Genomic DNA, 19,869 nt, shown 5'->3' with positions numbered 1-19,869 from the left:
CCGTATTAAGATAGTCATAATTGTTAAAGTTTTGAAATGGACCATCCCTTTTTATACATTTGGATTTTTTCCCATAAATTGGAATAAATCCATAATGTAATTATGAAGCCCACCATTCTCCATCTCGATCTTGACACTTTTTTTGTCTCTTGTGAGCGGCTGCTGGACAGCCGTCTGATGAAGCGGCCCCTCTTGGTCGGTGGGTTGGGGGACCGTGGGGTGGTCGCGGCCTGTAGTTATGAGACCCGGCGCTTTGGGGTGCACTCGGGGATGTCCATGAAGGTAGCCCGAAGATTGTGTCCGGAGGCCACGGTCATCAAGGGCAATGCGGGGACCTATATGAAGTTTTCCGATACTGTGACCGATGTCATCAAGGAGAGTGTCCCGGTCTTTGAAAAGGCCAGTGTGGATGAGTTTTATGCCGACCTATCGGGGATGGACCGCTTTTTTGGCTGCTATAAGTACGCCTCGGAAATGCGGCAACGGATCTTGAAAGAGACCGGATTGCCCATTTCCTTTGGACTGTCCCGGAACAAGGTGGTCTCCAAAGTGGCCACTGGGGAGGCCAAGCCCAACAACCAGATGAAAATCGACCTTGGACTGGAAAGGGAATTTCTGGCCCCTTTGCACATCCGTAAACTGCCTTCGGTGGGGGAGAAGACCTACGGGCTGCTGTCCAATATGGGGGTGACCACCATCCGGACGGTACAGGAACTGCCCTTGGAACTATTGGAAAGTGCTTTTGGGTTGCACGGGCGGACCATCTGGATGCGGGCACAGGGGCTGGACAATTCCCCCTTGGTCCCATTTCATGAACGAAAGTCCATATCCACGGAACGGACCTATGGGAAGGATACCACCGATATGGTCAAATTGGAGACCACTTTGTTCGCCATGGCGGAGAACCTGGCCTATCAACTGCGCCGGGCCAACAAGATGACGGGCTGTGTGGGCGTCAAGATCCGGTACAGTGATTTCAAGACCTATACCAAGCAGAAACGGATTCCCTATACGTCTGCGGACCACATTTTAGTGCCCTTGGTAAAGGAACTATTTACTTCCCTCTATGACCGGAGGATGCTCATCCGACTCGTGGGGGTCAACTACAGCCATATCGTTGGTGGGCATTATCAGATCGACCTGTTCGCCGATGATGAAAAACTGCTCAACCTCTACCAGGCCATGGACCGGGTACGGAACCGCTTTGGGGAATCCAGTTTGATGCGGGCCTCGGCCATGGGTGCCCATAGCATAGGAAGGGGAGGCAATCCCTTTGACGGACAACCACCCATTTTATTGGCCCATAGACAGCAATAATGTACCTGAACTGCCATACATACTATTCCCTGAATTACGGGGTGCTCTCCGAAACGGAGCTTTTGGACCTGGCCCGTTCCCATGGGGTGGAAGTGCTGGCCCTGACCGATATCAACAACAGCTCGGCCGGGATGAACTTTGTGCGCTTGGCCAAGGAACAGGGCATACGTCCCATTCTGGGGATCGATTTTCGGAACGGGAACGTGCAGGAGTTCGTGGGCCTGGCCCAGAACAATGAGGGGTTTCGCGAGATCAACGCCTTTCTTTCCGAGCATCTTCATAAGGGAACGCCGATTCCCTCCGTGGCCCCAGTATTTGGGAATGTCCATGTCATCTACCCCTTCGAGAAGGTACAGGAAGAGGAACGGACGGATTTTAAGGCCTATGAATATATTGGGGTCTCGATTGAAGAGCTCCGGAAACTACGGTTCTCCCGGTATCGGGATTATACCGACAGATTGGTGCTATTGCAGCCCGTGAGCTTTCGCAGCAAAAAGGATTTCAATACGCATCGATTGCTTCGGGCCATAGGCTTGAACACGCTGCTGAGCAAGTTGTCCCAATCCGAGGAGGGCAAGGCCACCGATACCCTGCGGCCCATGGACGAACTGAAAAAAGCTTTGGTTGATGTGCCCCATATCTGGGAAAACACCCAGCGGTTGATGGATTCCTGTTCCATTGCCTTTGGGTTTGGAAGTGAGCGGGTCTCCCAGAACCAGTCCCGTTATCTGGACTCCAAGGAGGATGATGTGCTGCGGTTGCGGGAACTGGCCATGGAAGGGTTGTCCAAACGGTATGTCCATCCCACGGAAAAGGTCAGGGAACGTATGTTCAGGGAACTGAAGACCATCGAGGAGCTGGATTTTGTGTCCTACTTTTTGATCAACCACGATATCATCTCCTATGCGAGGTCCAAGGGATACCCATACGTGGGGAGGGGAAGTGGGGCCAACAGTCTGGTGGCCTACCTGATCGGGATCACCGATGTGGATCCCATTGAACTGGACCTGTATTTCGAACGGTTCATCAACCCCTTTCGGGCCTCGCCCCCGGATTTTGACATTGATTTTTCCACCTGGGACCGGGACGATGTCACGGCCTATATTTTTGAACGCTTCGAGCATGTCGCCCTTTTGGGCACCTACAACACCTTTAAGTACCGGGCCGCCGTTCGGGAGCTGTGCAAGGTGTTCGGCCTGCCCACCGAGGAGATCGATAAGCTCAGTGCAGGACGGTACGAACAGGGAACCTTGGATGAACTGTCCCGATTGGTGCTGAAATACGCTACCTATATCCATGGGATGCCCAATTATATCAGTGTGCATTCCTCGGGGATACTGATCCTGGACCGTTCCGAACATTGTTATTCGGCCACGACCTTGCCACCGAAAGGCTTCCCTACGGTGCAGTTCGACATGATCATTGCCGAGGATGTGGGCCTGTTCAAGTTCGATATTTTGGGACAACGGGGATTGGCCAAGATCAAGGAGGCGGTGGAGGTCATCAAGGGCAACCAACCCGATGCCGTGCTTTGGGACATCAAAAGCGTGGAGGCGATGAAACGGGATGCCAACATCAACGGGCTGTTGAGCCAAGGGAGGGCGATAGGGGCCTACTATGTGGAATCCCCTGCCATGCGGGGGCTGATGAAGAAACTGCGGACCCACGACTATTTGGGACTGGTGGCGGCCAGTTCCGTGATCCGTCCCGGGGTGTCCTCCTCAGGGATGAAGGATGAATACATCCGTAGGGAAAGGGAACCGGAACGCCGCAAGGAGGCCAATCCCATTCTGTTGGAGATTATGCCAGAGACCCATGGGATCATGGTCTACCAAGAGGATGTGCTGAAAGTGGCCCACTTCTTTGCAGGACTGGACCTAGGGGAGGCCGATGTCCTGCGAAGGGGGATGAGCGGAAAATTCCGCTCCCGGGAGGAATTCCAGGCAGTGAAATTGAAGTTTTTTGAAAACTGTAAGCAGAGGGGGCATGATGCCGCCCTGACCCAAATGGTCTGGGAACAGATCGAGAGTTTTGCGGGCTATGCCTTTGCCAAGGGGCATTCGGCTTCCTATGCCGTGGAAAGCTACCAGAGCCTTTACCTGAAATGTTATTTCCCCTTGGAGTTTATGGTGGCCGTGCTCAACAATGGGGGAGGGTTCTATGATACGGAACTCTATGTGCACGAGACCAAGATGTGGGGAGGCATTATCCATCCGCCCTGTATCAACCGTAGTGACCATGTCAATGCAATCTATGGCAAGCACATCTATTTGGGACTGGGACAGCTCCGGAGTTTGGAACGTTTGGTCATCCAACGCATTTTGAACGAAAGGCAGCTCTATGGGAAGTTCAGGGATTTTGATGATTTTATTGATAGGGTTCCCATTGCCATCGAACAGTTGACCATCTTGGTGCGTATCGATGCCTTTCGTGTCTTTGGGGTGCCCAAGAAACAAATACTTTGGCAGGCCGTGTTCAAGACCAAGGCCCATCGAAAGGATACGGTCCAGAAACTTCTGTTCAAACCCAACCACAGGCATTTTACATTGCCGCATCTACCTTCCCATCCTGTTGAGGATGCCTATGACCAAATGGAACTTCTGGGTTTTCCGTTATGTGGGTATTATGAACTCATGGAGGGCAAGGTGAAGAGTAGGTTGACCGCCGGTGATTTTGAGGCCCATGTCAACCAAAAGATATGGATCTATGGGTCCATGGTCCATACCCGATTGAATACCACATCCAAAGGGGATACCATGCGCTTTACCACCATGCTCGATCTGGAAGGTCACTTTTTTGATTGTGTGCACTTTCCCCAAACGATGGTATCCACGCCCATTCATGGAAAGGGCATCTATCTCTGCCACGGAACGGTTACCGAAGAGTTCGGGCATTATAGCCTGGAGGTAGTTGCCACCATCAAGCAACCCTTGAAACCCGACCCGAGGCAGGTAGGAACTGGTGCACTGATGGCCAAATAAAAGCATGTTGGAACGTATTCCGACCAATACTGCCCAAAGATAAACCCGGGAAAATATTTCTTGGACAAGGGACGGCATAAAGCCGTTGCCGATGTCACTTTTTATTCCGTTTCCTTCCCACTCCAAAATGTTCCCTTGCGTTTGCTGGTCTGCCACTATTGTTCAATTTAAAACACAGATCATGGAAAAACAAAACGTAGTGCAACTGGATTTTCGCTTTGAACTGGAGCCAACAAAAACACCAACTCAAAACACTTGTCGCAAGTCCCTTAAAAAGGCTAAATCCGATTTTGTCATGGACTTTATGGACCTACTGCAAAGTCCCATCATTGTATATTCTTCACAATGGGAGGATACCGTTCCCAAAGATCTTTTGGGGAACATTACCATGGCCCGTCTATTGACCCAGATGCAAGGTGAACACATGGCTTCCTTGACAGAGGTTGTGGCCTACATGATGCCCAGGACCTATGAGGCACCCATGCCCAATGAATGGGCGAACATCTATACCTGGTGTGGGCTCCAGTATGCCAAGACCTTCAACAAAACGGGACAGATCGAGGCCATGGAAGAAGTAGCTCCCCAACAACTGTCCGAATATGAGATGGGTCTTTTGAAACAATTGAGGCTCTGGATCTATGAGAAACGACGACAGGCCCTAAGGGACAAAATGAAAACTTCAAAGCTTCCAGATGCCAAACCTTCCCCGAACGATCAGAGGGAGCTGTTCCAGAAAGACTAAAAGGAAACCAAGTTATAGGATTGTACAAGTATTTTTGACTTAGTACTATCGCAATAGTTGATGTATTATCATTTGGCCAATATGGAAGTCGTCCATACGGATTTTCGGTGTGTCCTTCCTTTGCAAACCCTTCTTGGGGTTTTGCTGTGCAAGGCCACAAATCCGTCTGTCCACCCATCAAATTTTAAGGGTCCCATAATAAAAGAAGCCCTGGTTGTTTTTCGGGTCGTCGAAAAACAGGGCAGGGCCCAGGGACTTCCAATCAGGACACCATCGCCTGCACTCGCTCAACTTCCCGTACACTCCCTTGCCAATGGGTCTGAAGGAATTCCCAAGGGCCCTTATCGAACCTGTCAAGGCCAGGCCCTGTTTTGTCCACAAATAGGGTTTCCACTTCCTTGAAAACCTTGCCCGCCATCGGCGGTCAGGGTTTTGCTACGTCTCGGAGCCTCCCGATTTCCGCCCAAAAGCCTTGACAGAACCCCCTTCTTTTATGGTGCTGCGCACGTAAGAAGCAAACAAACGCCCCTTAAAATTTGGGAAACAAAATCCAAAAAAATAGAGGGGATTTATTAACCCTGTTTGCTGATCTATCCAATAAAGGAAGACGGCAGACCTTTAAAACTTTTTATCATGAGTACATTGAGAAACAAAGTGCAGTTGATCGGAAATGTGGGACAAGATCCCACCATCACAGACCTTGACAAAGGGAAACGTGTGGCAAGGTTCACCATGGCCACCAATGAACATTACAAGAACTCCGAAGGGGAACGGGTGACCAATACCGAATGGCACACCGTGATCGGATGGGGGAAACTCGCCGACATCATCGAAGGATTTGTGACCAAGGGCAAGGAAATTGCCATCGAAGGGAAATTGACCACCCGATCCTATGAGGACAAAGAGGGCAATAAAAAGTATGTCACCGAAGTAGTGGCCAGTGAGATTCTATTGTTGGGCGGTAACAATGATTGATGGAATAGGGGAGTCCAAATTCTTGGGCACCCCTTTTTTATCCATCCTTAAAAACACATGAAATGGAACACCGTGTCAATGAAATACAGATCAGTTATCGGGAAAAGCTCAGTACCCTGAAATCCCTTTCCGTGACCAACTCCAATGAGGTAGCGGAACTGTTGTTCCAAAATTGGGACAATCAGACCATAGGCCTGAACGAGACCTTTAAAATCGTGCTGCTCAACCAGTCCAACAAGGTCAAGGGCATCTATCCGCTTTCCCATGGGGGCATCACGGGAACCTTGGTGGATGTGCGCATCCTTTTTGCCATTACGCTAAAGACTCTTTCCGTTGGGATTATACTCGCCCATAACCATCCCTCGGGACAACTCAAGGCCAGTTATCAGGACAAACAATTGACCCAAAAGATCAAAGCGGCGGCACAGCTTTTTGATGTCAAGATTTTGGATCATATCATCCTTGCCCCTGATGGACGATACTACAGTTTTGCGGATAATGGGATCTTATAGAAATAATACCATGGAAGCGAATACAGATATGACCGATCTTGAAATAGGGTCGGAACTGAAACATGACCTTGGGGATTATCCCGATGGTTTTGACCCTATCCTTTATGATTTGTGAGCAATAAATTTCTTTAACATTGAATTATGGTCTATTTGAATTTTACAAACCTCGATAGCGAAACCCAGGAACGCTTGCTTTCCGTATCCAAAGAAGATGTGGAAAGTCGTTCCGGGACCGAATTGCTCCAATTTGCCAAAACCCATGACAAGGACTATGATGTCCTATTGGAAGAGGAAGCTATGCGAAATCTATACAATTATGATTTTGTATTCAATATGTAAACCACAAAACACACCATCGAAGCCCATCCATTATGATGGGCTTTTTTTATGGGTTCATGGTTGGTTTTTCTATCTTTAAAGGGTTGGTTTTCAACAGCATTTTAAGTACGGAACGTATTTTGATCTGCCTTGGCGGAATGGTTTGACTTTCCTTATGTCCGTACCCATCGATTTGACTTTCAACGAACAGGCAACTGACCCTTGGGTCATGTTGTGCGATACGATTTTGTCCCGCAGGGACAAATCGGAGAAGCAAGAGGGTAGCACGCTCGCGCGTCCTACCGATCATAGTTGCTGCGCAAGGCCCCCTGTTTTTGGGGGTTTTCGGAATCAAGAAAAATAAGCGTTCGGCAGTTTTTTACTAAAAAAGGCCTCTGGCCCAATAAAATCAGGTCGTTTTTTACAAAAAAATGGATAAAGGATACGAAAAGGAAGGGTTTACAACTCTGGGCATTAAAAACTCAGTAGTGGTAAAATTTAGACGGTTTTCCAAGCTTTTTGGAAAATCCCAATCCCTAACCCTTTTGGCCATGATGGACTTTTTTGAACGACATGGAATCTCCCCGGACCAACACCTGGGGGAGACCATGGCCAGTATGAAGCACTACATAAGTCGGCGCTTCAATGCCATGATCGCCATCATGCGCAGCATCGAAAAGGAACAGACCCTGCCCACCGTTGGGATGATGCAGGCGCTCTTTGAGCAGGAGCTGGCATCCGAGGATGAGGAATGGGACAGCGATTTTGATTTTATCGAACAGCAATTGACCGAGGCCAAGCCACCCAAGGAGACTGAAGCTTTTGATGGAGAGGTCACCGTGCCCAAGATCCGTTATGACCGACTGGAGGAACAAATGGAGGAGCTCAAGGAGGATTTTAAATACGTGCTAGACCATGTGAGCGTGTTCCATAACCGCTTTGGCAAGGACCACCTCAAATTGGACTTGAACCCCGAGGCCATCGAAAAATACCGCATAAAACTTAAAAAGCAATAAGTATGTACATCGCCATCACACGCCAACAACTGGGGGACAATTTTAAGGGCAGTGCCCGGGATTTTGTCAATTATCTCGGAAAGGAGAACGAAGGAAAGGAACCGGAACAGCAGGAGGGGTATTTTAACCAGGAAGAGAACAACATCGATGCGGAGCGGGTCATTGCCGAGATCGACGCCAATACGGCAAAGCTCAAGAAACGGGAGCCCAAGTTCTATTCCCTGGTGGTGAGTCCCTCCCAAAGGGAACTCCAGCATATCGGAAACGACCCCGAGAAACTGAGGCAATATGCTCGGCAGGTCATGCAGGCCTATGCGGCCTCCTTTTACCGGGACCGCGAAGTGACCGTCAAGGAAATCCTCTATTTTGCTAAATTGGAACGGGAACGCACCTATTCCGAAAAGGACCGCGAGGTCAAGGAGAACCAGGCCCATGCCAGCAAGATCTTGGAACTGCAACACCGGGTCAGGGCCATCCAAGAAGGACAGGAGCAAGGGGAAATTACCAAGCTCCGGGAACAGATCAATGCCCTTGAAAGAGAGGCCCCACACCAACTCAACGGGAAGCGCATCGTTCCGGGGATGGCCAAGGAGGGCCACCAAAGCCATATCCATATCATCGTGAGCCGAATGGACAGGACCAATACCCATAGCCTTTCCCCAGGGTCCAAGTTCCGAACTTCCGAGACCACCCTTCATGGACAGAACGTCAAACAGGGCTTTGATCGGGATAAGTTCTATCGGGCAGCGGAAAAGACTTTTGACAAACAGTTCGGGTACAAAAGAAATTTTGTGGAGACCTATCATGCCCGCAACCTCTTGGACAAGGATCCCAAACGCTTCTTTTCCGCATTATTGGGACTGCCAACGAATGAACGGCAAGCGGCCAAACAATTGTTGTTCAAGGCGGGCATCAACGTTCCCACTATTCCCGCCAATAAGGCGCAATTGGCCTATAAGGCGATGATGCAGCTCAAAAAAGGGATTGGAAAGGCCTTGGAATCGGGGTCGATCGGAATTTAAAACAGTATTGCTATGGAAAATTTAGGATGGATTGAAATTGTTTTTTGTTTGTTGTTTGGGGGAGGATTATCCTACGCGGCTATTCGGTATCTCAAAAACGGATTTATTTACTTTATAACGGGTCTTATGGTACTCGTTTTGTCCATAGGATGGATGAAGGGTTGGGATGTACTTTTGGAGCAGTCGATGACCTTATGGCTCCCCTTGTTTTTTGTGCATACCGTCATTTATGGGCTGGTGGATTATTATAAGAATTTGGACAAACCTTCCAAAGTGTTCGAGGTCAAATTAAAAGTCCGCGGAAGGCCTTTGGTGCTGGGCAATATCCGCAGGGGCGTGTCCGTGATGGCCTCCGCAGGGAGCGGGAAGACCGAAAGCGTCATCTATGGCTTTTTGGAGCATTTTAAAAGAGAGGGTTTCTCTGGGGTCATCCACGATTACAAGGATTTTGAGATCACGGAAATGGCCTGCCCCCTCTGGAAAGATCAAAAGGTACCCTTTCACATCGTGTCCTTTGGGCCGATCTACCATCGGGTGAATCCCATCGCACCCCGTTACCTGCCCGATGAGGAGAGTGTCCATGAGGTGTCCCGGGTACTTTTGGAGAATTTGATGGAACACCGGGACTCCGATGAAAACAGTACCTCCCGTTTTTTTAAGGATGCAGCGGAAGGACTGATAAGTGGACTGATCTGGCGGCTCAAGACCGAATACCCCGATTTTTGTACGCTGCCCCATGTGATGGCCCTCTACCAACAATTGGGCACCAAAAGCCTGATCAGGTTTTTAAGGGAGAACCTTACCTCACGTGCCATGGCCGATGCCTTTATCAGTGGGGTGGGGTCGGAGCGGCAGACCGCTGGTGTGATGAGTACCTTGGCGAATGCCATCAAAAAGATCAGTACCCGAAAGATTTTTATGGTCCTGTCCGCCGATGAGATTCCATTGGACATCAATAATGCCGAGAATCCCTCGGTCATTGCCCTGGTGAACAATCCGCAAAAAGATGCTTCCCTGTCCCCGGTGATCGCCACCATTATGCATACCATTTCCAAACAGATGTCAAGAAGAAACCGCAAACCTTCCTTCATGCTGTTGGAAGAGGCCTCTACCTTACGGTTGTTGAACATGCACCGGATTCCGGCCACACTTCGGAGCTATGATATTGTGAGCGTTTATGTGTTGCAGGATAAGGTGCAAAATGATATGATGTACGGGGAGAAGGCCAGCAAGGCTATTTTATCCAATCTGTCCTATCAGTTCTTTGGGAAGGTGAACGACCCGGATACGGCAAGGTATTATGAGCGCTTCTTTGAACTGGTCAAAATGCCCACCCGGAGTGTGAGCAAAAGCTCGGGGCTGAGTCTGGAACGACGCATCACGGAAGGGGAAAAGGAGGTGTCCAAGCGCAGGGCAGAGGTGTTCTTTCGGTTAAAACAAGGGGAGTTTGTGGTCTTTGCGGACGGGAAGGACCGAAAGGTGCGGTTTCCCAAGCCTGAGATACCAAAGGGATTGCCCAAGCCCCTTGAAATCAAGGAAGGGGATTTGGAGCGCCATTATTTGAAGGTGCACAGGGAAGTCAGGTCGATATTTGATAACCAAGGAGAAAAGTAAACCTTAATCGGTCATTTCCTTTTGATATGGTCAAGAATGAAATCCGCCCTTTCCTCCACAGATGCCTTGGGGACTTCAATAAGATTATATTGGTAACAACGATAGGTCTGAATCATTTTGTTGTAGGTGAACACCGCCTCGTTCCAACCCTGTTTCCGCTGTGCATCGGTCTGATACCAACTATTCGGACTTGATGTTTTTTCAGGAATTGTTTCTACCTTTGCTTTCATAAATAGCCTTTTGGCTTGCGATTCCGTAATTAATTCAATTCATTATTGATGATTTGTTGCAAGTCCATTCTGTTTTTTTAATTCCAAGCAACTTGTCAACAACCATATTTTATTAAGCTAACTACGCCAAATGGGTTAGCTATATGAAGAATCTAAAATCATGTGCTTTTGTACCTAATTCTTCTAATTGTTTACCCATTACAGTTAGTCGTTTGGAGAAATCAATGGTTACCGGTAACGTTTTATAAAGTTCCGCTCCGTTCCAATTCATTTTTGTCAGTTTGAGAATATCATTAGCAATAGTTTCTATTGGGTCTGTCCCTCTGAATCTCTTGATAAGCAAAGGTGATGGTATCCCTCTTTTCCCTTGGAAATACTTTCCGTTCAATTCCTGACTTTCAATTAAACCATGCGTCCACAATAAAAAAGTGAAGTCATCCAATTGAATTATTGTACCTCTTTCCATCGGGTAGCCATTAAATTCGTGTTTGCCCTTGCTGTTCTTTATAAGTTTTATGGCTCTCCAACTACTGAATTGCTTAATCTGCAAGAGTTCGATATTATCAATTCCTTCTAATGCGTTGCTTATGCCTTCCATTTCCGCTCCGGTAAAATGTGTGGTTTTATGCAACACCAATTTTTTCAATCCAATAACCGGGTCAATTTTATGATAAGTATTGCGAATGTTGCTTACTAAACGAAAAGCATCTTCCTTACTCATGAAAGGATTCTTGTTATAAAATACTGGCTTATCTATTGGCTGCAGTAAGAATTTAAGTCCGTTTCCGTGACCATCAAATATTTGACTACTCCCAAGAACAACTTTATCACGGGCATTTTGCCTTAGGGCATAACCTAATCCAACAAAGGCAGTTTCCGTATTGTCTGTCTTAACCTTCCATGGAGTTCCGTTTGATTTAACATATAAACCTAACGATAGCCACCACCGAATTTTTGCTTGGTCTTTGTAGTTAATGGATTTGTCTTCTATGAACTGGATTCTCAAGCCCTTCTTTACACAGTACAATTTCAATGAATCGTGCAAGTCATAATACGTGTTTTCATTCTTTAGTTCCCTGAATTTCTTCCATTGGTCGGGGATGTAAATCACAACGCAATCTATGTCAGTGCTCTTCAATGCCAACTTATCAATTTTGCTTTTCAGATAATCATAAAATTGAATGGCAGAAAAACTGCTTACGTCATTATTGAGTATTGTAATTACAAATTCACTTTGAACAGTGTTGGGAATGATGAGATGCTTTTTAAAAACATTGTCAAATCCCGGGAAATCCTTCAAATACTCCTTTTCCCATATTGGACTGACTGAATTCAGTAGTGAATCTAAATGGGCTTTAATTTTTTCAAATCCAAAGTCAGGGGAAATAATAGCTAAGTTGACATTTGCAGAGCCATTGTTACTTTGGCCAAAGCTTTCTTCTAACGGGCCTAAAATTTTTAAGCCATTAATTGGATGAATTGATTGCTTTGCCTCATCCTGATAATGAAAATAAATTGACGGCTCATTAAGCTTTGTAAAGCCATTAAAGCAGTAAAACTTATCGTTTACTTTTTTGGCTGCTGTTGAGTAATATTCAGAAAGCTTTATTTCAAAATCACCGAGTTTAAAATTTAAGCCTTCATTTTTCTTCTTCAATTCATTAAACCACCAATGCATCTTTTGCCCATACTTGTTATTGTAGCGATTTGAAATAATGGTGTTTGAAAGATATTGAACAACATTTCTGGGAGGTTCACCGCCTGCTGTTGTCTGTATATGAACAGTAGGACAAAGTAGTAGCTGTAGTTCTTTGTTAACGAATTCAATTTTAAACTCAAATGCTTCAAAAACAGCTATGTTTTGATGAATGTTGAAATTGCGGTTTCGATTCTTAATTTCCGTGATTTCACTATCACTTAATGGGGTTTCGGAAGAATAGAATTTCCTGATATTCCTACCTTTTGCATAAACGGATAATCCAAAATCATTGACCAAAGCTTTTTCAACCAACTCATACAGCATCCCTAAATAAAAGGAATCAGAATGATAATAGATATGCTCTGGTATGTCAGCAATTTTTAAGTCATCAGTTATGTGGTTTTTTAGTGTTTCCTTAATTTCCTGCTCAACACCAAAAATCATCAGAGTATCATTTTTGGTAAATGACGCAATTATGTTGGAACTGCCAATTGCTTCCCGCAATCTTTTCCATTTTCCTACCCCAGTTAAAGTGGTTTTTGTAGTAAAAGCGGTTTTCGGAAAACTCTTTGCCTTTATTGCATTTAAAAGAATTGGTAAGGTAGCAGAGGGATTTTGACTTAACCTAAATGCCTGTCTTTGTTCAAATCGTTCAGAGGCAATGGCATCAATCTGTGTATTTGATAATTCAAAGGTTTTATAAATCTCATGTAGAAAATAGTCGAAGCTATCAATCTCTAAAAACCCTGAACGATTGTTTTGTTGATGAGCTTTTTCTATCAATGCTTCCAACTCGTTTGTCGGTTGCAGTCCGTTTGGTATACACCAGATTAAACCTTTCGGAAAAGCATTGGGGTTCTCTAATGCTTTTTCCAATGTGGTCATTACAGATTTATCACTTCCCGAATACCCGACAACCAGTAGCCCTTTTTGGGTTGAAGCGTCTAAGAATTTTGTATGTAAACTTGCTTCTAACTCCTGTAGTTCTTCATCAGTATTTTGGAGCGGGTCGTAACGGAAATCCCCATGAAGTTTTACAACTGTCGGAATATCCGAGTTGAATTGTTTAACAGAGCTGGCGTTATCCGGAGAAACAATTTGGCAACTTTTATAATTCAGGGCTGTAATTGCCTTTTCAATTAAGTCATCAAAATTGGTAGTCCAAACCACATTGAATTTTTGTCGCTCTACAAGGGCTGATAAACAGAGAAAGCCAATGGACGGTTTTTTATCACGAACCAAATCACTCAAAAACTCTTTTCTGACAAGCGAGTCGGGGTAGCATTCCTTGAAATAGTGAGAGTACGGGTTTGCTATATTGCTGTCGCCTCTTTGGTCAAAATAATTTTGAATAATTTGTTTGTTGGCTTCAATTTTAAGGTCAGTAAACTTCTTACCATTTATTATTTTCTTACTGCTAAGTATTTCTCTCTTAAAATGCCAAACTAAGTCACCTCCTGACGGGATACCGGAATTGACAGAGGCACCTGAACCTAAAAACAAATCGAACGATTGGTTTGAAAGCACCTTGAAACTCCTTAAAAAAGTATCTCTGTCTATTTTCCTCATCTGTAAATAAAGTGTTAACTCCCTGTTATTCCGTTAATAAATGTTTCTACAAATCTTAAAATCTTATCCGTTACCCTTTTGGCAATAGTCGCTCTTTCCTTTAAAGTTGGTCGCTTATTTAAAAGGCCGATTACATCATCTCTTAACGGTTTTTTCTCAGTGAAAAGATATTTTCCAATCACGTCCTGTAGTTTGTTTTTGTCCAAATTTTCTTCTTCACTTAGTTTGGCTAAAGCTTCTTTCCGTTCTTCATTCCAATAGTTTTCAAATTCCTCTGGAATGTCGTCTGAATCGGAAATATGAGGTAGATTTTCTTGGATAAACTTCTCAATAAGTTCTCGCTTGCTTCTCAATTGTGCATCACCTGCCACAATTTCAATCAACGCTTTCTTCTGTTTCTCTTGTTCCTCAGGTGCTGCATCTTTCAATTTGGCGAGTAACTTCAAAATGTAAGCTACATTGATTTCATCACGGTGTATCAACTCCAATTCAAAATCAATATCTCCTAAAATGCTAACCTTTTCTTTTTGGTTGTGACCTTTTGCTTTGTCGTACAAGTCAAGGTATTTGCTTTTAAAATCTTCAAAAGACTGCTCTGTCATGGACAAGTCGTCAAACTTGAATTCAGTGAATGTGGAAAGCACATTCTTCAAACGCATCAATTCACGAAAGGCTTGAATAAAAGCCAATTCTTCTTCTTCGCTTGGTAAATCGTTAACACTGTTTACCGTAGGGGCAATTTGTAATAAAGTAATAAATGCCTGGTTGAATTTCGCAACATACTCCTCATAAGGCTGCATGATGATTTCTTCAATAGCATTCTTGTTTGAAAATAGGGTAATGGCTTCATCAGTTACCTCTTTCAAATTTCTAAAGCAAACGATATTTCCCTGTGATTTTACTTCATTCAGGATTCTGTTTGTTCTGGAATAGGCTTGTATCAAACCATGATATTTCAGGTTTTTATCTACATAAAGCGTGTTCAAATGCTTACTGTCAAAACCTGTCAAGAACATATTTACCACAACCAAAACATCAATTTGACGGTGTTTTACTCGTTTGGCTATGTCGTTGTAATAGTTGTAATATGATTGATTGTCTTTGCTGGTGTAGTTTGTTCCAAATTGCTTGTTATAGTGCTTGATGAAATCTTCTAATTCGTCCCTAGTATGCTGGGTGTTATATTCCGCTTGTGGTTCTGCTGCCATTAAAAACTCTTCATCATCTACAAAACCAACTGCATCTTTGTCTTCCTCATTAGCGGAATAAGAAAAAATGGTCGCCAATCTCAGATTATGTTTTCCCTCTTCTTTTTTCTGCAAAAACAATTTATAGTACTCAATCAAAATGGGAACACTCGAAACACAGAAAATGGCTGTAAACTCTCGGCTATGGGTTTTTCGATTGTGATTAGCAATGATGTATTCCGTAATATTATCTAAGCGAACTGGTGCATCCATTACTTCTGCTTCATCAATGGCTTCTACATTGATGTCGAGAATATGGTCTTTCTTTTTGAAAGTTCTGATGTACTCCACTGAAAACTTTAAAACGTTTTCGTCTCTAATGGCATCTGTAATCACATACTTGTGTAGGCAATCACCAAAAAGCATTTTGGTGGTTCGTTTACCATATTCATTTTTACCTGCATTGGGTTCAAAAATCGGGGTGCCCGTAAACCCAAACATCTGGCAATTTTCAAAGAATTTATTGATTTCTTCATGAGTTTTACCAAACTGACTTCTATGGCACTCATCAAAAATGAAAACGATTCGTTCATTTCTCAACGCTTCCATTTTACCCAAGTAACGGGTTTTGCTGATGGCCGTATTGAGTTTTTGAATGGTTGTAACGATGAGTTTGTTATCTCCTGAAAGTTGCTTGACTAGGGTATTTGTATTGTTTGTTCCGTCAATACTCCCTTTGCTGAATGCGTTGAACTCTTTGGTGGTTTGGTAATCTAAATCTTTTCTATCCACAACAAAAACCACCTTGTGTACTTGTGGTAGGTTGGTCAGAATTTGGGCAGCTTTAAAAGAAGTTAAGGTTTTGCCCGAACCTGTTGTATGCCAAATGTAGCCGTATTTAGTTGTGGTCTTTACCCGCTCAACTATATTTTCAACGGCATAAAATTGATAAGGCCGTAACACCATCAGAATCTTTTGAGATTCGTTCAATACGGTGTACTTGGTAATCATTTTAGAAATGTGACAAGGCTCTAAAAACACTTCTGAAAATGCTGCCAACTGCGTAATCAAACGGTTTTTTTCATCAGCCCAATAAAATGTCTGTTTGAATGAACGAGCCTTCAACGGTGCGTTTGCGTAATACTTGGTATTTACTCCGTTGCTGATGACAAAAACCTGTACAAATTGAAACAAACCATGACCTGCCCAATAGGAATGTCTTTCGTAGCGGTTGGTTTGGTTGAATGCTTCTTTGAGTTCTAAGCCCCTTCGTTTTAATTCAATTTGAACCAATGGCAAACCATTTATGAGAATAGTTACATCATAGCGGTTTTTATGTGTGCCTTCCATGGCAATTTGCTGCGTAACCTGAAACTCATTTTGACACCAATGAATTTGATTGATGAGTTCTACTGTTTTTGTGTCGCCTTGTGCGTTGGTGTAGGATACTCGATCTCGCAATATTTTAGCTCGTTCAAATACATTGCCCTTGTTGATATAGTTGAGTATTTGCTTGAAATCGTTATCGCTTAACTGAACCTTGTTATGTTTCTCTAATTGATTTTTGAGATTGGCTAAAAGTTCATTTTCATCACGTATTACAACCCTTTTATAGCCAAGCCTTTCAAGTTGGGTAACTAAATTGTTTTCTAATATTTGTTCGGGTTGTGATGTCATGCTTCTGCTTCTGGATTTTTTAAGTCATTGGCAAAAGCCATAATTCTATCCGTCAAACTTGGAACTATCGTTTTGAACTCTGACAATTTCGGTCTTTCGTTCATTGTTTTAGCAACATCGTCACGTAATGGTGGTTTTTCACTGAATAGATATTCATTAACCACTTCTTTTAATTCTTCACTTTTTAAATTTTCTGCCTCTGCAAATTCTTGAAGTGCTTGATTTCTAACCTCAGACCAAAAGGTTTCTTCATCAAAGTCAGAAACTAGTTTCTCTACCTGCTTTTCTTCTTGCTCTTCAACAGGAATAGCTACTGGTTGTTCTTGGCCTGCAGGGTCGATTGTTTCAATAGTTTCTTTTTCCTCAATTACTGCAACGGCTTCTTTATGTTCAATTTCATCTTCTTCTTTAGATTTCAAATATTCATCTGAGTATCTACTTTCATATTCGTCATAATCATTTTCATAAAGAAGCTTACTATACCTAGCCTTTTTAATGGGAAAATCAACGCTTTCATCCAACCAATCATTATAAGCTTCCATTGGCTCCGAATTGTAATCTAAAATACCGTCTTTATCATGGTCGATGCTGAAATAATGCTCTAGGATATACTCCAACATACTATCAGTCATATTGACAACTGTAGAAGCTAGTTTAGAAGAACTGAAAATAAATTTTGGTGCCATTCTACCATGTGAGATATCACTACGCTTATTTCTTATTTCGGCAATCACTTGAATTATAGCAGAAAAACGAGCGGCAAAATCACCTTCTAAATCCTCACATTCATCTGATAACTTGCGCATTGCGTCTTTAAAAAGCTTAGGCAAGTCATCTTTATCAATGTTTTCGGTAGTCTTTGTATTATCAAGATTAATTAAGATTGTTTTTGAAATGCCTTCTACAAGGGCTTTACAGCTTTCAATACAGATATCTGGGTTAAGAAATGTATGCTCTTCGATTATCTCAATTATCTTAAAATACTCTTCAAATTGTGAGTGCTTTAATAAATTGGCAGATATTATATCTCGAACTTTCTGCATTTTACTAAAATTCATTGCTTATCAATTCAATCTTTCTATCAATGGAATTAAGGAAAGAAGATATTTGATTCTGCTCAGGAATAGAGGGTAGAAGTGTATCAATTTTCATCAATTGTACTTTAGATATATTGTACCTAGTACTACCTTGGCCTAGTCGCACAATTTTCCTTCTTAGTTCATCATTACGAAAAAGATATTGAGCAAAGTTTGGGTCTAGTATATCAAATGAATTTAGACGGTATCCAAAACAAAAGCTATTTAGATACATTTCACCAACCTCAGCTAATAGTACAGATGCAAACCCAACTTCTAATATTGTTTCAGAAGAAGTTGTAAAGAAAATATCGCCATATTGTACTCTGTTTTGATTCTCATCTTCTAGGATTTCAACAAATTCACATTTTGACGTATCTATATAACTCTTGTCAAAAATTTGTTTGTATTGTATGTAAGGTGGATAAGCCGGGTAAACTGACCCACCTTCGCCGGATGAAACTGACCATGGCAAATGGACTGCCCAGATTTGATCTATCCTTGGGTTAAACTTAGTTTTTATTTTTCAATTTTCTTCTCATTGATTCGCCTTTTATATCTATTCTGTGTGCCGTGTGCACCAAACGGTCGAGGATGGCATCGGCCAGTGTTCTCTCCCCGATAATGTCGTGCCACTTTGATACGGGCAATTGTGATGCTATTATAGTGGATTTCTTGCCGTGCCTGTCCTCGATGATCTCCATAAGTGCATGCCTATTGATGTTGTCCAATGGCTTAAGGCCGAAGTCATCCAAGATGAGCAAGTCCTGTTTTTCAAGTTTGTTTATTTGTTTTGGATAGGAACCGTCGGCCTTTGATGTCTTGAGCAGGGTAAAGAGCTTTGCGGTATTGAAGTACATCGTTTTTGACCCCATGGAACAGGCCTGGTGGCCGATGGCCGAGGCCAGGTAACTTTTGCCCACGCCGGTACTGCCGGTAATAAGTATGTTCTCCCTTTTTTGGATGAACCCGCAGGAACCTAGCCGCCGGACCAGGTTCTTGTCCAGTTGGCGCGACGGTCGGTAGTCGATGGCCTCCATGACGGCCGTATACCTGAACCTTGCGGACTTGGTCAATCGCTCTATCCTACGGTTATGGCGGTCGTCCCATTCGTTCTGGACGAGATAGGCGATCAGTTCATCGTTGGTGTAACCGGTCGACGGACCGCCGGTCTCCATTGTTGTGGTGAAGGCCCTGTGCATTCCATAGAGCCTCATTTCTTTCATCAATTGCATTGTTTTTTCGTTCATATGTCCTGTTTTTAATATTGTTCTATTCGTAGTATTTTCCTCCCCTTATGTTGTTGTGCTCGGGCATTTCCATATCCCCGTCCATACGTTCATCGATCTGGTCCCATCCCTTTTTCAGGATGCGCTCGACCATATTGTAATTGTACGCACCATATTCCGAGGCACGTTTGCACGCATTCTCAAGACGTTCCCTTCCGTACTTTTTGGCAAGGTGGAGTACGCCCAGACAGGATTTATAGGATTGTTCGGGGTGTTGCTTCTTCTCCAGGATGGCAATGATGTACCCTTTACAGTGTCCGCCGATATTGCCTGCCCAATCGATGAACCTCTCACTGCTCCATTCGCTTACGAACCTGTGGTGCGAGGGCATATGGTCGGCCAAGGTGGTATAGCCGTATTTTTTCCTGTCCCTTGTATGTACGGCGAACCTTTCGTGCTTATGGTAGATCTCGACGATGTTATCGGTATAGACCAGCTTGACCTGTTTGCCTATATGTCTATAGGGCACGCTGTAATAATGCTTGTCCTTCCCAAAATAGATATGGCTGTTCTTGTGCACGGTGGCCTGGGCATAGCGTTTTACCTCATAGCGTTTCGCCGGTAACGGCATCAGTTCGCCCTTCTCGATCTCCATAAAAAGCGAACACCTGGAATATTCCCTTCCCCTGAACGACATTGCGTTGT

At 44.0% G+C, this 19,869-nt stretch carries 18 protein-coding genes; 9 read left to right on the top strand and 9 right to left on the bottom strand.

Annotation, left to right across the window (positions count from 1 at the left end):
- The first annotated feature begins 102 nt into the window (after positions 1-102).
- From dinB to PY092_RS17895, 3 genes are all read left to right on the top strand, one after another.
- Positions 103-1,317 (top strand): DNA polymerase IV, encoded by a 1,215-nt coding sequence (gene dinB, locus PY092_RS17905; RefSeq protein ID WP_163627739.1) that lies wholly within the window; start codon positions 103-105, stop codon positions 1,315-1,317.
- Positions 1,317-4,298 carry a DNA polymerase III subunit alpha gene (locus PY092_RS17900; protein ID WP_163627737.1) on the top strand — a complete coding sequence of 994 codons (2,982 nt, stop codon included), beginning with the start codon at positions 1,317-1,319 and terminating at the stop codon, positions 4,296-4,298. The genes dinB and PY092_RS17900 overlap by 1 nt, the downstream gene beginning before the upstream one ends.
- 181 nt (positions 4,299-4,479) lie before the next feature.
- Positions 4,480-5,040 carry a hypothetical protein gene (locus PY092_RS17895; RefSeq protein WP_163627735.1) on the top strand — a complete coding sequence of 187 codons (561 nt, stop codon included), beginning with the start codon at positions 4,480-4,482 and terminating at the stop codon, positions 5,038-5,040.
- Positions 5,041-5,302: 262 nt separating this feature from the next.
- Here the strand turns inward: PY092_RS17895 and PY092_RS17890 are convergent, their stop codons facing one another.
- A complete protein-coding gene (locus PY092_RS17890; protein WP_163627733.1) occupies positions 5,303-5,458 on the bottom strand; it encodes a hypothetical protein in 156 nt (51 codons plus the stop codon).
- A gap of 215 nt (positions 5,459-5,673) precedes the next feature.
- On the opposite strand from PY092_RS17890, the gene PY092_RS17885 reads away from it, so the two are divergent.
- From PY092_RS17885 to PY092_RS17875, 3 genes are all read left to right on the top strand, one after another.
- Entirely contained in the window at positions 5,674-6,015 is a 342-nt protein-coding gene (locus tag PY092_RS17885) for a single-stranded DNA-binding protein (RefSeq protein WP_163627731.1), read from the top strand.
- A 62-nt stretch (positions 6,016-6,077) separates the two neighbouring features.
- Positions 6,078-6,527 carry a JAB domain-containing protein gene (locus tag PY092_RS17880; RefSeq protein WP_163627729.1) on the top strand — a complete coding sequence of 150 codons (450 nt, stop codon included), beginning with the start codon at positions 6,078-6,080 and terminating at the stop codon, positions 6,525-6,527.
- A 141-nt stretch (positions 6,528-6,668) separates the two neighbouring features.
- Positions 6,669-6,866: a hypothetical protein gene (locus PY092_RS17875; RefSeq protein ID WP_163627727.1), complete on the top strand. Its 198-nt coding sequence runs from the start codon at positions 6,669-6,671 to the stop codon at positions 6,864-6,866.
- A gap of 46 nt (positions 6,867-6,912) precedes the next feature.
- Here PY092_RS17875 and PY092_RS17870 read toward each other — a convergent pair whose 3' ends face one another.
- On the bottom strand, positions 6,913-7,155 hold the full coding sequence (locus PY092_RS17870; protein ID WP_275617159.1) for a hypothetical protein: 243 nt from the start codon (positions 7,153-7,155) through the stop codon (positions 6,913-6,915).
- Positions 7,156-7,276: 121 nt separating this feature from the next.
- On the opposite strand from PY092_RS17870, the gene PY092_RS17865 reads away from it, so the two are divergent.
- From PY092_RS17865 to PY092_RS17855, 3 genes are read left to right on the top strand one after another with little or no spacing between them, the layout of a single operon-like run.
- On the top strand, positions 7,277-7,861 hold the full coding sequence (locus PY092_RS17865; protein ID WP_163627726.1) for a BfmA/BtgA family mobilization protein: 585 nt from the start codon (positions 7,277-7,279) through the stop codon (positions 7,859-7,861).
- Positions 7,862-7,863: 2 nt separating this feature from the next.
- Positions 7,864-8,883, top strand: a complete 1,020-nt coding sequence (gene mobB / locus PY092_RS17860) for a MobB family relaxase (RefSeq protein WP_163627725.1) — start codon at positions 7,864-7,866, stop codon at positions 8,881-8,883.
- A gap of 12 nt (positions 8,884-8,895) precedes the next feature.
- Positions 8,896-10,497: a type IV secretory system conjugative DNA transfer family protein gene (locus tag PY092_RS17855; protein WP_275617158.1), complete on the top strand. Its 1,602-nt coding sequence runs from the start codon at positions 8,896-8,898 to the stop codon at positions 10,495-10,497.
- A gap of 11 nt (positions 10,498-10,508) precedes the next feature.
- Here PY092_RS17855 and PY092_RS17850 read toward each other — a convergent pair whose 3' ends face one another.
- The 7 genes from PY092_RS17850 to PY092_RS17820 form a co-directional block, all read right to left on the bottom strand.
- Positions 10,509-10,727, bottom strand: a complete 219-nt coding sequence (locus PY092_RS17850) for an AAA family ATPase (protein ID WP_275617157.1) — start codon at positions 10,725-10,727, stop codon at positions 10,509-10,511.
- 139 nt (positions 10,728-10,866) lie between these two features.
- Entirely contained in the window at positions 10,867-13,995 is a 3,129-nt protein-coding gene (locus tag PY092_RS17845; protein ID WP_275617156.1) for an SIR2 family protein, read from the bottom strand.
- A gap of 14 nt (positions 13,996-14,009) precedes the next feature.
- Positions 14,010-16,859 carry a type I restriction endonuclease subunit R gene (locus PY092_RS17840; protein WP_275617155.1) on the bottom strand — a complete coding sequence of 950 codons (2,850 nt, stop codon included), beginning with the start codon at positions 16,857-16,859 and terminating at the stop codon, positions 14,010-14,012.
- Positions 16,856-17,902 carry a type I restriction endonuclease subunit R, EcoR124 family gene (locus tag PY092_RS17835; protein WP_275617154.1) on the bottom strand — a complete coding sequence of 349 codons (1,047 nt, stop codon included), beginning with the start codon at positions 17,900-17,902 and terminating at the stop codon, positions 16,856-16,858. The genes PY092_RS17840 and PY092_RS17835 overlap by 4 nt, the downstream gene beginning before the upstream one ends.
- Before the next feature lie 4 nt (positions 17,903-17,906).
- Positions 17,907-18,410 (bottom strand): restriction endonuclease subunit S, encoded by a 504-nt coding sequence (locus PY092_RS17830; RefSeq protein ID WP_275617153.1) that lies wholly within the window; start codon positions 18,408-18,410, stop codon positions 17,907-17,909.
- 37 nt (positions 18,411-18,447) lie between these two features.
- Positions 18,448-19,185, bottom strand: coding sequence for an IS21-like element helper ATPase IstB (istB, locus tag PY092_RS17825; RefSeq protein ID WP_220113713.1), 738 nt, complete (start codon positions 19,183-19,185; stop codon positions 18,448-18,450).
- Between the two features lie 22 nt (positions 19,186-19,207).
- On the bottom strand, positions 19,208-19,869 hold a 662-nt coding region (locus tag PY092_RS17820; protein WP_417958404.1), incomplete at its 5' end, for a Mu transposase domain-containing protein.

This window comes from Flagellimonas yonaguniensis, from assembly GCF_029193885.1.
Taxonomy (GTDB): domain Bacteria; phylum Bacteroidota; class Bacteroidia; order Flavobacteriales; family Flavobacteriaceae; genus Flagellimonas; species Flagellimonas yonaguniensis.
The sequence above is the reverse complement of the archived record's forward strand: the minus strand, read 5'-3'. Positions and strand labels throughout refer to the sequence as shown.

Bases quoted from the DNA above. Each gene is read 5' to 3' on its own strand.
- PY092_RS17840 (WP_275617155.1), bottom strand. From the start codon at position 16,859: ATGACATCACAACCCGAACAAATATTAGAAAACAATTTAGTTACCCAA.
- PY092_RS17865 (WP_163627726.1), top strand. From the start codon at position 7,277: ATGGATAAAGGATACGAAAAGGAAGGGTTTACAACTCTGGGCATTAAA.
- PY092_RS17835 (WP_275617154.1), bottom strand. From the start codon at position 17,902: ATGCAGAAAGTTCGAGATATAATATCTGCCAATTTATTAAAGCACTCA.
- PY092_RS17855 (WP_275617158.1), top strand. From the start codon at position 8,896: ATGGAAAATTTAGGATGGATTGAAATTGTTTTTTGTTTGTTGTTTGGG.
- PY092_RS17870 (WP_275617159.1), bottom strand. From the start codon at position 7,155: ATGATCGGTAGGACGCGCGAGCGTGCTACCCTCTTGCTTCTCCGATTT.
- istB (WP_220113713.1), bottom strand. From the start codon at position 19,185: ATGAACGAAAAAACAATGCAATTGATGAAAGAAATGAGGCTCTATGGA.
- PY092_RS17895 (WP_163627735.1), top strand. From the start codon at position 4,480: ATGGAAAAACAAAACGTAGTGCAACTGGATTTTCGCTTTGAACTGGAG.
- PY092_RS17875 (WP_163627727.1), top strand. From the start codon at position 6,669: ATGGTCTATTTGAATTTTACAAACCTCGATAGCGAAACCCAGGAACGC.
- PY092_RS17845 (WP_275617156.1), bottom strand. From the start codon at position 13,995: ATGAGGAAAATAGACAGAGATACTTTTTTAAGGAGTTTCAAGGTGCTT.
- PY092_RS17890 (WP_163627733.1), bottom strand. From the start codon at position 5,458: ATGGCGGGCAAGGTTTTCAAGGAAGTGGAAACCCTATTTGTGGACAAA.
- dinB (WP_163627739.1), top strand. From the start codon at position 103: ATGAAGCCCACCATTCTCCATCTCGATCTTGACACTTTTTTTGTCTCT.
- PY092_RS17885 (WP_163627731.1), top strand. From the start codon at position 5,674: ATGAGTACATTGAGAAACAAAGTGCAGTTGATCGGAAATGTGGGACAA.
- mobB (WP_163627725.1), top strand. From the start codon at position 7,864: ATGTACATCGCCATCACACGCCAACAACTGGGGGACAATTTTAAGGGC.
- PY092_RS17900 (WP_163627737.1), top strand. From the start codon at position 1,317: ATGTACCTGAACTGCCATACATACTATTCCCTGAATTACGGGGTGCTC.
- PY092_RS17850 (WP_275617157.1), bottom strand. From the start codon at position 10,727: ATGAAAGCAAAGGTAGAAACAATTCCTGAAAAAACATCAAGTCCGAAT.
- PY092_RS17880 (WP_163627729.1), top strand. From the start codon at position 6,078: ATGGAACACCGTGTCAATGAAATACAGATCAGTTATCGGGAAAAGCTC.